At 60.9% G+C, this 12,191-nt stretch carries 14 protein-coding genes; 7 read left to right on the plus strand and 7 right to left on the minus strand.

Annotation, left to right across the window (positions count from 1 at the left end; all coding sequences use genetic code 11):
• Window positions 1-54: 54 nt before the first annotated feature.
• Complete coding sequence (locus ACYJRZ_RS06620) at window positions 55-282, minus strand: homogentisate export protein (RefSeq protein ID WP_459457305.1); 228 nt, start codon at window positions 280-282, stop codon at window positions 55-57.
• 236 nt (window positions 283-518) lie between these two features.
• On the opposite strand from ACYJRZ_RS06620, the gene xseA reads away from it, so the two are divergent.
• Both xseA and ACYJRZ_RS06630 read left to right on the plus strand, forming a co-directional pair.
• Window positions 519-2,135, plus strand: coding sequence for an exodeoxyribonuclease VII large subunit (gene xseA / locus ACYJRZ_RS06625; RefSeq protein WP_459457307.1), 1,617 nt, complete (start codon window positions 519-521; stop codon window positions 2,133-2,135).
• Complete coding sequence (locus ACYJRZ_RS06630; protein ID WP_459457309.1) at window positions 2,135-2,725, plus strand: NAD(P)H-dependent oxidoreductase; 591 nt, start codon at window positions 2,135-2,137, stop codon at window positions 2,723-2,725. Before xseA ends, ACYJRZ_RS06630 begins: the two co-directional genes overlap by 1 nt.
• A gap of 73 nt (window positions 2,726-2,798) precedes the next feature.
• On the opposite strand, the gene ACYJRZ_RS06635 is transcribed toward ACYJRZ_RS06630, so the two are convergent.
• The 3 genes from ACYJRZ_RS06635 to ACYJRZ_RS06645 form a co-directional block, all read right to left on the minus strand.
• The gene (locus ACYJRZ_RS06635) at window positions 2,799-4,052 is read right to left on the minus strand and encodes an aminopeptidase (RefSeq protein WP_459457311.1); all 1,254 of its coding nucleotides are present in this window, start codon (window positions 4,050-4,052) and stop codon (window positions 2,799-2,801) included.
• A 94-nt stretch (window positions 4,053-4,146) separates the two neighbouring features.
• Window positions 4,147-4,620, minus strand: a complete 474-nt coding sequence (gene ybaK / locus ACYJRZ_RS06640; protein WP_459457313.1) for a Cys-tRNA(Pro) deacylase — start codon at window positions 4,618-4,620, stop codon at window positions 4,147-4,149.
• 10 nt (window positions 4,621-4,630) lie between these two features.
• Entirely contained in the window at window positions 4,631-4,987 is a 357-nt protein-coding gene (locus tag ACYJRZ_RS06645; RefSeq protein ID WP_459457315.1) for an ArsC family reductase, read from the minus strand.
• Window positions 4,988-5,142: 155 nt separating this feature from the next.
• Here ACYJRZ_RS06645 and ACYJRZ_RS06650 point away from each other — a divergent pair, with 155 nt between their 5' ends.
• Both ACYJRZ_RS06650 and ACYJRZ_RS06655 read left to right on the plus strand, forming a co-directional pair.
• Window positions 5,143-5,664, plus strand: a complete 522-nt coding sequence (locus ACYJRZ_RS06650) for a MarR family winged helix-turn-helix transcriptional regulator (RefSeq protein ID WP_459457317.1) — start codon at window positions 5,143-5,145, stop codon at window positions 5,662-5,664.
• Between the two features lie 87 nt (window positions 5,665-5,751).
• Entirely contained in the window at window positions 5,752-5,946 is a 195-nt protein-coding gene (locus ACYJRZ_RS06655) for a hypothetical protein (protein ID WP_459457319.1), read from the plus strand.
• A gap of 6 nt (window positions 5,947-5,952) precedes the next feature.
• On the opposite strand, the gene ACYJRZ_RS06660 is transcribed toward ACYJRZ_RS06655, so the two are convergent.
• Together ACYJRZ_RS06660 and ACYJRZ_RS06665 are read right to left on the minus strand one after the other, a co-directional pair.
• Window positions 5,953-7,014 (minus strand): peptidase M14, encoded by a 1,062-nt coding sequence (locus tag ACYJRZ_RS06660; protein ID WP_459457321.1) that lies wholly within the window; start codon window positions 7,012-7,014, stop codon window positions 5,953-5,955.
• A 117-nt stretch (window positions 7,015-7,131) separates the two neighbouring features.
• Complete coding sequence (locus ACYJRZ_RS06665) at window positions 7,132-8,313, minus strand: MFS transporter (RefSeq protein ID WP_459457323.1); 1,182 nt, start codon at window positions 8,311-8,313, stop codon at window positions 7,132-7,134.
• Between the two features lie 542 nt (window positions 8,314-8,855).
• On the opposite strand from ACYJRZ_RS06665, the gene ACYJRZ_RS06670 reads away from it, so the two are divergent.
• On the plus strand, window positions 8,856-10,493 hold the full coding sequence (locus ACYJRZ_RS06670; protein ID WP_459457325.1) for a SulP family inorganic anion transporter: 1,638 nt from the start codon (window positions 8,856-8,858) through the stop codon (window positions 10,491-10,493).
• 9 nt (window positions 10,494-10,502) lie between these two features.
• On the opposite strand, the gene ACYJRZ_RS06675 is transcribed toward ACYJRZ_RS06670, so the two are convergent.
• Window positions 10,503-11,123: a 2'-5' RNA ligase family protein gene (locus ACYJRZ_RS06675; protein WP_459457327.1), complete on the minus strand. Its 621-nt coding sequence runs from the start codon at window positions 11,121-11,123 to the stop codon at window positions 10,503-10,505.
• 217 nt (window positions 11,124-11,340) lie between these two features.
• Here ACYJRZ_RS06675 and ACYJRZ_RS06680 point away from each other — a divergent pair, with 217 nt between their 5' ends.
• Together ACYJRZ_RS06680 and ACYJRZ_RS06685 are read left to right on the plus strand one after the other, a co-directional pair.
• Window positions 11,341-11,478 (plus strand): hypothetical protein, encoded by a 138-nt coding sequence (locus ACYJRZ_RS06680; RefSeq protein WP_459457329.1) that lies wholly within the window; start codon window positions 11,341-11,343, stop codon window positions 11,476-11,478.
• Window positions 11,479-11,616: 138 nt separating this feature from the next.
• Entirely contained in the window at window positions 11,617-12,180 is a 564-nt protein-coding gene (locus ACYJRZ_RS06685) for a methylated-DNA--[protein]-cysteine S-methyltransferase (RefSeq protein ID WP_459458665.1), read from the plus strand.
• Window positions 12,181-12,191: the final 11 nt, after the last annotated feature.

Below are 12,191 nucleotides of genomic sequence, written 5' to 3' on the forward strand. Positions count from 1 at the left end.
TACATTTCACCCAATTCAGATGGGATACCGCGGGGCCTTTCTCTGAAGCTGATTTTAGGCGCGGCGATGCTCCGCCACATCGATGGTAACGAGATAGCCGATAAAGCCGAGATTGTAGCCGCCGAGCGCGATGAACAGCGTCGTCAGCGGCGGCGGAACGATCGATGTGGCAACGGCGACCATGAAAGCGATGCTCACCAGCGCCACGCCAAGCAGTGCGCCAATCGTCGACCGCTGCAAGCCGGCGGCAATTCCGATGATCGTGGCGGTCGCGAATATCATCGCTCTATATCCTCTTTACCAAGAACCAGTTTGCACAGGTTTACGCGCAGATGGCTAAGAAAGCCTTTGTCAGCAGGGTTAACGCTTGATGAAGCAATAGGCTCCACGCCTTTTTGAGACATGTAAGGAGGCGGAAGCACCCCAACTATGCACACAATCCCGTCTTTCGATCGATTCAGACTTAAGCGGTATGCTGCAGGCTCCGCATTTACCGCGACATCGGGTAGAAGGAGCATATGAGCAGCTTTTTTGAGAATGATTCGCCTTCGAACCTGACGGAATACTCCGTCTCGGAACTGTCCGGATCGATCAAGCGCACGGTTGAGAATGCGTTCGACCAGGTGCGCGTGCGCGGGGAAATCTCCGGCTATCGTGGGCCGCATTCCTCGGGCCATGCCTATTTTTCGCTGAAGGATGACCGCGCGCGTATCGATGCGGTGATCTGGAAAGGCACATTTTCCAAGCTGAAATTCCGCCCTGAAGAAGGAATGGAGGTCATTGCAACAGGCAAGGTGACGACTTTCCCGGGCTCGTCGAAATATCAGATCGTCATAGAAACTCTGGAACCCGCCGGCGCCGGTGCACTGATGGCGCTGCTGGAGGAACGCAAGCGCAAGCTCGGTGCCGAAGGCCTGTTCGATCCCGAGCGCAAGCGCCGGCTGCCTTTCATGCCCAAGGTGATCGGTGTCGTGACGTCGCCGACCGGCGCCGTCATCCGCGATATCCTGCATCGCATCTCCGATCGCTTCCCCGTGCATGTGCTGGTCTGGCCGGTGAAGGTGCAGGGGGAGGGCTCGGGCGACGAGGTGGCGAACGCCATCCGCGGTTTCAATGAATTTACGCTCGGTGGCCCCATCCCGCGCCCCGATGTGTTGATCGTCGCGCGCGGCGGCGGCAGCCTCGAGGATTTGTGGAGTTTCAACGATGAGGCCGTGGTGCGTGCGGCTGCCGCAAGCGAGATCCCATTGATCTCGGCCGTCGGCCACGAGACCGACTGGACCTTGATCGACTACGCCGCCGACGTGCGCGCTCCGACACCGACGGGGGCTGCCGAAATGGCCGTGCCGGTCAAAGCTGAGCTGGAAGCGCAGCTCGCAAGCCTTGCCGCTCGCTTGCAGGGCGGTGTGAGCAGGCAGATGGATCAACGGCGGCAGACGGTACGCGCGCTGCTGCGTGCCCTGCCTTCGCTCGACCAGATCCTGGCTCTGCCGCGTCGCCGCTTCGATGAGGCGGCAGCTGGCCTTGGCCGTGGCTTGGAGTTGAACACGCTCAACAAGCGCCGTTCCTTCGAGCGCACGGCGTCGCAGCTGCGGCCGGATATCCTGTCGAACCGGATCGCCGAGCGCCGCCAGCAATTGAGCGAACGGATGACCCGGGCCGAGCGGACCATCGAGCGCATGCTCGACCGGTCCCGCGCCCGCATCGAACGGGCCGATGCCGTCTTCGCAACGTTGCCGTCGCGCCTGGAAGCGCAGACAGGGAGGGCGCGCGACCGCCTCGGCAATCTTGTCCGTCACGCCGATACGGCCATCCGCCATCAGCTCACCCGCGCCCGCAGCGAGCTTACGGCGCAGGAGCGCATTCTGCAGTCGCTCTCCTACAAGAATGTTCTGAAGCGCGGCTATGCCGTTGTGCGCGACGAGGATGACCGCCCGGTTTCGCTGGCGGCAGCACTTTCGACGGGTGCGGCGATCTCGATCGAGTTTGCGGACGGCCGCATCGCGGCCGTGACCGGCGATGATGCCTCCCCACCGTCTTCATCCACACCGCCATCAGGCACTGCGCCTTCGAAGAAGCGTGCCACCAAACCGGCGGAGCCTGCCGTTCCGCCAAAGCAGGGAAGCCTCTTCTGATGCGCATCCTGCTGGTGCTGGCTCATCCGCTGGAGGATAGTTTTGCCGCCGCAGTGGCAAAGCTCGCGCAGGAAACGCTCGTCGCCGGCGGGCACGAGGTCGATCTGCTCGACCTCTATCGCGAGGGCTTCGACCCGCGCCTGTCCGAAGCCGAGCGGCGCGGCTATTTCGACCAGCCTTATGATACCTCCGGCGTCGATGCCATCGTCGCACGACTGCAGGCAGCGGAGGGACTGATCCTCGTCTTTCCGCAATGGTGGTTCAATTTCCCGGCGATCCTCAAGGGCTTCTTCGATCGCGCCTTTGCGCCTGGTGTCGCCTTCACCCACGATGCCGCCGGCGGGCGTATCGTGCCGAAGCTCACCAATATCCGCCTGTTCTGGGCGCTGACGACGACCGGCTCGCCCTGGTGGATCGTACATCTCTACATGGGCAATCCGGTGCGGCGCCTGTTGAAGCGCGGTATCGCCGCCTTCTGCGCCAAGCGGCTCAATTTCCGCATGCTGGCGCTGCATGACATGGACCGCGTGACCGAAGCCGGGCGCAAGGCCCATCTCGCCCGAGTCAAGAAAGCGCTGGCGACGATCTGATCCTGCGCTTCAGCCAAAAAAATGCCGCGGCAGGGATACCGCGGCATGATCGCATTCGAATATCCGAATTGGGTTATGCCCACTCGCCCTTGCGCATGACGGGCACGCGCGAGCCATTGGCATCGATGCCGTCGATATCGACCTTATCCGAGCCGATCATCCAGTCGATGTGAATCAGGCTGGAATTGCCGCCCTGCGCCTTGATCTGTTCCTGGCTGAGCTTGGCGCCGTCGATGAAGCACTTGGAATAGCACTGGCCGAGCGCGATGTGGCAGGAGGCGTTTTCGTCGAAGAGCGTGTTGTAGAACAGGATGCCGCTTGCCGAAATCGGCGAGGAATGCGGCACCAGCGCCACTTCGCCGAGCCGGCGTGCGCCTTCGTCGGTGTCGAGTACCTTGTTCAGCACTTCCTCGCCGCGCGTTGCCTTGGCCTCGATGATCCGGCCGCCTTCGAAGCGCACCTGGATATTGTCGATCAGCGTACCCTGATGCGACAGCGGCTTCGTCGATGAGACGTGGCCTTCGACACGAAGCGCATGTGGCGTCGTGAAGACCTCTTCCGTCGGGATGTTCGGGTTGCAGGTGATGCCGTTCTTGGTGGTAGACGCGCCACCATGCCATTCATGGCCATCCGCCAGGCCAACGGTCAGATCGGTGCCTGGTCCCTGGAAATGCAGGGCGGCGAAGCGCTGGCCGTTCATCCACGCCGAGCGCTTGTGCAGATTGGCATTGTGTTCGGCCCAGGCGGCAATCGGATCTTCGACATCGACGCGCGAAGCCGAGAAGATCGCCTTGGCAAGTTTTGCGACCGCAATCGCCTCCGGATCGTTCGGGAAGACCAGCTTCGCCCAGGAGGGGTTCGGGTAGGAGACGATGTTCCAGTTGGTATCGAAATTCGAGATCTTTTCCAGCGCCGGCTTATAGGCGGCCGAATTGGCGCGGTTGGCGCGCGCCACCTTGTTGGGATCCTGGTTGGACAGGAGCATCGGGTTGTCGCCGGCAATGGCGAGGCGCGCCGTATTGTTGGAGAAGGCCTTGGCCATGCCTTCATAGAGCCATGTAGCGGCGCGGTCGAAGCTCGCATCCTGGCCATATTCGTAGCGGGCGAGCGTCGTCTCTTCGTCGGAATAGAAGGTGGAGACGAGACCGGCGCCGGCCTTGTAGGCTTCGCGCGTGATCAGCCGAACCAGCGGCATCGCCGCGACGGGCGCTGTTATCAGCAGATCCTGGCCTGCCTGTAGCTGCAACCCGACCCTTACGGCTACTTCAGCAAGCTTTTCCAGCTTGGCGTGATCGACGGGATGATGGTTGAGGATGGCTGATGTCATGGCAAAACCTGCGTGCTTGCTATCGAAAGATGGTCCAAAGACTTAGACCGGTTTGCGGCGAAATTGAAGGCGCTAAGTCCGATCCTGAAGATCGTCAGGCAATCAGGGGCGCAGCCTTGGCTTTAAGAGCGCTCAAGGCATCCTGCGGACTGAGGCGCACCTGCAGCCCGCGCTGACCGCCGTTGATATAGACGTAAGCTTCGGTCATAGCCTGCGCCTCTATGGCCGTCGGCACAAGCTTCTTCTGGCCGAAGGGGCTGATGCCACCGACATGATAGCCCGTCAGACGCTCGGCATCGGCCGGCTTCATCATGGCCGCCGACTTGCCGCCGAAAGCAGCGGCGAGCTTCTTCATGCTGACTTCGTGGTCGGAGGGTACGACAACACAGACCGGCTTGCCCTCAACTTCGGCCATCAAGGTCTTCAATACCCGATGCGGCTCTTCGCCCAGCGCCTCCGCCGCCTGCAGACCGACACGCTCCGCATTCGGGTCGTAGTCATAGGCATGCACGGTGAAGGCGACTTTCGCCTGGGTCAGCACTTGGGTGGCGCGGGTGGTTTTCGACATGGGGCTATCTCTAGGCCGCCTTGCCGAACGCGGCCGCATAAATATCCGGCTTGAAGCCGATGAGCAATTTGCCGTCAACCTCCAGCACCGGGCGCTTGATCATAGAAGGCTGCGCCATCATCAGCTGAATGGCCTTGTCCTTCGAAAGATCGGTGCGATCCGCTTCCGGCAGGGCCTTGAATGTCGTGCCGGCGCGGTTGAGCACGACTTCCCAACCGGCTTCCTTCGTCCAGCGCTCCAGATGATCCCGATCGATGCCGACGGCCTTGTAATCGTGGAAGTCATAGGCAATGCCATGGCTTTCGAGCCAAGTGCGGGCCTTCTTCATCGTGTCGCAGTTCTTGATGCCGTAAATGGTGATCGTCATGGCGAATCCGTCTTTTGCTGTCTGATAGCGCATAGCATGCGGATAAAGGCGGATGAAGCCGCTCGGATGGGCAAGCGAGTTTTCTCGCCCGTTGCAGTTGCCAACAATAATTGCATAAATATGCAGCATGCATACTTATTGCACGGGTTGGAAACATGGCAACGGACAAGGAAATATTGCGGTTGGAAAATCTCTTTGGCGCCATGAGCTTGGCTCTGGTGGACAAGATGGAAAAGGCCTTTGTCGATGAAACCGGCCTTGGCCCAAGCGCGACGGCCGCACTCGTTCAAATCGGCACCGAGCCGGGCCTGACGATCGAGACCCTGCGGCGAATGATCGCGCTTTCCCATTCCGCCACGGTGCGCCTGGTCGATCAGCTGGTGGCGTCCGGTCTCGTGCTGCGGGGCGGCGGCGTCGAGGGAGACAAGCGAGCTCGCTCGCTGCAATTAACGGAGAACGGCCGCCGTCTCTTTGATAGAAGCCTTTCCGCCCGCCGAGCCGTCATCCATCGGGCTTTTGGCGTTCTCAATCCGGACGAGGTGGCCGAATTCGGCCGCTTGGTCGAAAAGCTGCTGCCGGCTTTGGTCGATCTCGGCGATGACCAGGACGTGGTCTGCCGCGTTTGCGATCAGGGCGTTTGCGACCAGGATCGCTGCCCGATTGCCTTCATGACATAGGCCTGGGGCAGGGGTCTTGACATTTTCATTGAATATATGCAGACTACATACATATATAGAAGGACAATAGTTGCTGTCTTCGATGATTTGAACATTGCCTGCATCAACTCGACCGAAGGCATGATCGTGATAGAAAATCGTTCAATTATTACCCGGCTAACTAATATCGTGCGCGCGTTCCTTGCTGGCGCGCGGTGTCACATTCGCCATTTCGGTGCGCTTCTGCGCGACTCAGCAGCGATCGCCTTCACCGGGCGCTGCAAGGTGATCGATCGCCGCTAAAGGAAATCAATCCTCGAGTGTTCCCGGCTTGCGGGCGACCGAGCTTGGGTTATCCGAGCCGATTTTCATCAGATCACCGCGCCGGCGCACAAGCCGGTCGGATACGCGGGTCACGATAAGGCCTGGTTGCGGCGCGCGCACCTCGATGGTCCCATTCGCCATGCCCGGCGCGGTGATGATGGTCGCCAGCAGGTCACCCTCTTCGACCCGCTCGCCGATATTGCGATGGAAAAGCACGGTGCCGGCTTGTGGTGCACGAATCATCTCGACATTGTCGAGCGGCACGGCCGGGCCATCGAACGCAGCGAGCGTCATGCTTTCGTCCCGCACTGCGCCGCGCGCGGCCAGGAAGAGCCAGAGCCCTTCGGCATCGTTCTTTGCCATTTCGGGATAGACATCGCGAGTGCCGCGCAATTCTACCGTGACTGAAAGCTTGCCCGGCAGCCTTGCCTTCTTTTCCCCCGGCACTTCGTATTTCCACGCGAAGCTGACGGCCTCCTCGAAGGCCGAGCTTTCGCCATCCGACAGCAGCACGGCATCCATCTTCAGCGCCGCGGCAAGATCGGCGGCTTCAGGCCAGAATGCCTCGTCGATATAAGCGTACTGCAGGGATTCGTCGTCGCAATGGAGGTCGATCACCAGATCGGCACCGAGCGCCATGTGGATCAGCTGGCGCTTCAGCCGATCGACGGCGGAGTAGCGTTCCAGATTTTCGATCAGGAGATCGCGGTCGCGCAGCGAGATCAGCGGAAAGTCGCGGTTGAAGTTGGTGCGCGAACCCAGGTCGAAGCGCCCTTGCATCTCCCCGAAATGCGATTGCGCCGCACCGATCGGATTGGCATGCGGCACGACGATGATATCGCTTAGAATGGCGCCTTCGGCTTCCGCTTTCCGAAGCCGCTCGCAGAGGAAATGCACCAGGGCCGTACCCGGCAGCTCGCCGGCATGCAATGCGGCCTGAATGTAGATCTTCGGCGCGTCGGCACTGCTGCCAGCAAAATGCAGGACCGGTAGCCGCCAGGCGATCCCCGGAGTATCGCCTTCGATGACGATTTCGCTGACGTTCATGGGCGGGCCTCCTGCTGATGATAATCAGAAACCCATATCAAGCCTTAACGGCAGCCTGCAACCGTTTGTCGACACATGCCGAAATCGGGACCGGGACAAACAGCGCGAAAGCAGCTTTCAGCGGCTTCCATTCCTGCGCAGGCAGAAGCTCAGGATCAGGCTGAGCGATACCGCGCCGACACCCAAGGAGAAGGGTGCAGCATAGCCGAGATGGTCCGCGAACAAGCCGGCGATCGGGCCGGTGCTCCCAAGCGACACGTCGAGGAAGATCGAATAGAGCCCGAGCGCGACGCCGCGGTTCTGCGGCGGGATACGTTCCATGGCCTCATTGCCGAGCGCCGGGAAGACGGGCGCAAAGCCGGCGCCGGCGAGAGCCGCGCCGATGATGGCAACGGTCGGAGACGGCGCAAAGGCAAGTGCCGCCAGGCCGATGATCTCGATGACAAGGGAGATGCGCACCAGCGGCAGGCCGCCGAAGCGGGCGACAGCTTGCGCAAGACCCAGGCGCACGCCCATGAAAGCAAGGCCGAAGGCGCTGAGTGCAAAGGAGGCGCCGTCCCAGCCGCGGCTATGGAAGAACAGTGCGACGAAGGCCATGACGACGCCGAAGCCGCTCGAGGCAAGTGCAAGCGCGACACCGAAGGGCGCGACGCGGCTCAGCACCTGGCCGGTACCGATGCCCTTTTCCTTCACGCCAGGCACGGGCGGCCGCGTTTGCGCCAGCATGAAGCCGGAAACCGCGAGAATGATGGTGACGGCGCCGATGGCGAAGAAGCCGTATTGTCCCTGCAGCCAGGCGCCAAAAGGGGCTGCGAGCGCAATGCCACCGTAGGTGGCGATGCCATTCCAGGAGATGATACGCACGGTCTCGCGCGATCCCATCAGGCCAATCGCCCAGGTGATTGCCGCCGTGCTCACCCAGCTTTCGCCGATACCGAGCGCCAGCCGTCCCGCAAGCAGAAGGGCAAGGCTTGCTGCCGGGACTTGGATCGTAAAGGTGGAAGCGATGGTGAGTGCACCCGACAGACCATAGGCAAGGAAGCCCAGAAAGACCGAGCGGCGGGGCCCATATTGATCGCAGAGCCGCCCGACATGGGCGCGGCTGACGATGGTTGCGACATATTGCGTGCTGACGGCGATGCCGGCCCATACGACACCGAAGCCGAGGCCGCTATCGACATAGGTCGGCAAAACCGCAAGCGGAAGGCCGATGGCGATGTAGCCGAAGAATGTCAGCGCGACGATCGAGACGAGGGATAGAGTCGAAGTCGGCCGGATGGTCTGAGATGCAGTGTTCACGGGATAGTGCCTGCGGACACCGGAGGGGATGTCCATGCTGTTTGCCACGAAGGATCGGGATTCGTATCGGATAGCAGTGACGGCGAAGGTTTGGAAGCCGTGCGTCGCCATGAAGTATGGCTATCGGGGAACGCAGGCGAGGTCAACGAATTGCTGCTTTGCATCAAAAGCCATTGACGGGATGAATTGATTGTGTGTGGGCCGTCGCCTATGGGGGAGCCGGTGATGCGATGCGCTGACAATTCCTCCATCTTGACTTCCGACTTTTCTCCGGGGATCGCGAGGCGGGTTGGTGCGCCCGCCGACAGCGATTCCCTTGCCGACGCATGACTTTAGCTCGTCACCTATCCTCATCTCCGTCCTTCGTTCGCCATTCGGGCAGTCATGGGCTTCGTCGCCGATGCGGTCACTCAAAGCTGCCCGTTGCGAGACGTCGTGGATACCGCCGCATAAGTCCAAATTCCTATCCACATTTTTCTGTTGCGGCCTCATGGAGAACCTCTATCCATAGATGGATGGGCCACACTTACGGTCGGTGATCGATGACGAAGCTGAGCAGTTGGTTCGCGGCGGACAGAGCGGATATGGTCGCGGGCATATCGGTTGCCGGACTGATGCTGCCGGAAGCGGTCGCTTACGCCGGGATTGCCGGTCTGCCACCGCATCGTGCTATCCTCGCCGGCATCGCCGGATGTCTCGTCTATGCCATATTCGGCCGCAGCCGCTTTGCCATCGTCTCCCCCACATCATCATCTGCCGCCATTCTGGCCGCAACATTGGCGGTGGTGCCGGGCGATGCGACGATCAAGGCGGGTCTTGCAACGGTTGCCGTCGCGCTCGCCGGACTTCTTTTCGTGGTCGCTGGTGCGCTGCGCCTTGGCGGGATCACGGGATTTATCTCGCGGCCGGTTCTGCGCGGCTTTGCCCTTGGGCTGGCGATCACCATCATCCTGCATCAGCTGCCGATCCTCGTCGGTGTATCTGTGCAGGGTTCGAACATTGTGACCTACGCGGCCGCACTCTTCGGCGCGATCCTCCAGTGGAATCCGATCAGTGTCACCATCGGCGTAGTCGCACTGGCGGCATTGCTGCTGCTGAAGCGATTGCCCGGCATTCCCGGCGCTTTCCTTGTGCTGGTCGCCGGCATATTCGCCTCCTATCTATTCGGCCTGGAAGGTCATGGCGTCAAGCTGGTCGGCCCGATCGAGATCCTGCCGCAATGGCCGTCGCTGCCGGACGCCGGCTGGGCCGCCTATTCGCGTCTGGCGCAATTCACCGTGCCGCTGGTCCTTATCCTCTTTGCCGAGTCTTGGGGGACGATGCGTGCCTTGGCGCTGCGTTACGGCGAGACGCTGGAGGTCAATCGCGAGCTTGAAGCGCTGGGTGCTGCCAATCTCGCCAGTGCCGTCGTTCAGGGTATGCCGGTCGGCGCGGGCTTTTCCGCAGGCTTCGCCAGTGAGGCGGCGGGGGCAAAGACGCGGGCGACGACCGTTTTCGCTGCAATCGGCCTGGCAATCCTGATTGCCTGCGCCGGACCGCTGGTGGCGCTTCTACCGGAACCGGTGCTCGCCGCCGTCGTGATCGCGGCTCTGACCCATGCGCTCGACCCCAGCCCCATTCTGCGCCTGCGCCGTCTGCATCGCGATTTCTACGTGGCAGTGGGTGCCGCCGTCGGCGTGCTCGCTTTCGGCGTTCTCAATGGCATGCTGCTGGCGATCGCCCTCTCGCTTGCCGCCATGATGCATCGCCTGGCATCCCCGTATATCGCCCGTTTGGGACGGCTCAACAACAGCCATGACTTCGTCGATGTCATCAGGCATGACGATGCGTCCGAGATACCGGGCATTGCCATCTGGCGCCCCGGCGAAACCCTGTTTTTCGGCAATGCCGATACGATCTTCAGCAAAATATTGTCCGGCAGCCGCAGTGAACCCGGATTGCGGGCAGCCATCCTCAGCCTGGAGGAGAGCTCCGATATCGACAGTACGGCGATGGACGCCTTGATGGAGTTCGACAGCGCGATGAAGCGAGCCGGCCTCCGCGTCCAGTTTGCCCGCGTGCATGACCGCGTTCGCGATCTCATGACGGTCGCCGGCATCGCCGACGTCGACAAGCGCTGCAGCTTCAGCGTCGATGATGCCGTGGCCGCAGTGATGGCGGATCAGCCGCCGTTGGCGTGAAGTGGCCGCTCAATCATGCAAAGTCCAATAGCAGAGGTGATCGTGCTTGGCGTCTCCTTGCAGGCTGTTGATGAGGACGAAATCCCTGGCGGTCCAACTCACGGGTTCTTCAAGCATGATGTCGGGAACGAGATGGCCCTGATAGAGCAGCGTCATATGCGGCTCGACGGGCTTTTCCTTAGTTGGCGCAACGCCCGTGAGCCGCATGGCATCGGCCAGTTCCTGATGGAGCGCCTTCAGTTCGGCATTCCCGTCCTTGTTCCAAAGCACAAGTGGGCGGTTGCCGCCGTTGCCGAAGCTGACCGCTCGATCGAAGAGGACGGTAAAGCGTGATTTCCTCACCCGCGAGGCCGCTTCCATGGCCGCAAATGCTATCTCCTCGGGCAAGCAGCGAAACGAGCCGATCGGGTAGAGTGTCACATGAAAGAGATCGGGCCGACGCGGCTTCGTGGAAAAGCGGTGCTGTCGGCGAAGATGTCCTGCAAGCTCATGACTGCGTGCGGCAATTGCCGCATCGGGCAGGAGAGCAAAATAGAACTCATTGATCGGCCCCTGATCGATTGGCGGCGGGGTTCTCGTGTGCGCTCCGCCCGCAAGATAGACCGAAAGCTGTCCATTGTTGTTCTTCATGGTGACTTCAAAGCTGTATCCGCTTTGTCCTCCTGCTTTTTGACCGCGAAACAATAGAAGAAAGCAGTTGCTAATTCAAGAACAAATAGAGAACAAATCTTGAAAGCTCTCTGTTGCAAGCGTCACTGAAAAAGCGATCGAATAAAAGGACGGCCTGATCTGTTCATTCCAGGTTCGGGCTTGCGCGCCCTATCTCACACCCAAAGGAATCACGATCATGCTTACCAGATCAGTCTTTGCGGCCGTTGTTTTCGCTCTCATCGGCTTTGGTATCGCTTCCTGCTCCACCTCGGGAGATCACAATTCCGGTGGCGGCATGACGCTGAACGCGCCTCCCACCGGCGGCGGATATTGATATCGCGCTTGCGATCGTCTCAGAGCCGCGCCGCCGACATCAAAACGGTGGCAATTCTCCTTCCTCGCAAGAATCGGGTTGAATTCGGTGCTCCCGAGGACGATTTTCATGACAAGTGGAAACACGGGAGCTTTCGTCATGAACGAGACAAGGCAAAATTACCTGATCTTCGAAACCGCGGGCGGCTTCTGCGGCATCGCCTGGAACGAGGTCGGCGTGCTGCGCTTTCAATTGCCGACCAAGGATGCGGGCGCGACCGAGCGCCTGCTTCTGCGCCGTTTGCCGAATGCGCAGCCTGGCAGCCCAAGCGTTGAAATCGCTGCAGTGGTTGCCAAGGTGAAGCGCTACTTCGCCGGCGAGGAAATCGACTTTTCCGACGTTACGCTCGATCTCGGCGAGCAGGACGCCTTCTTCAGGCAGATCTACGATGCCGCGCGCCAGGTCGGCTGGGGCCATACGACGACCTACGGCACTTTGGCCAAGCAGCTTGGTGCAGGGCCGGAAGCTGCACGCGATGTCGGGCAGGCCATGGCGAAGAACCCGGTCGCGCTGATCATTCCCTGCCATCGCGTTCTGGCGGCTGGCGGCAAGATCGGCGGCTTTTCCGCGCCGGGCGGCTCCAACTCCAAGGCTCGCATGCTGGAGTTGGAAGGCGTTCAGCTCGCGCCGCCAAAACCGGTGCAGCAGTCGCTAGCGTTTTGAGCCGAAAATCC

It is taken from the genome of Rhizobium sp. No.120 (assembly GCF_054558365.1).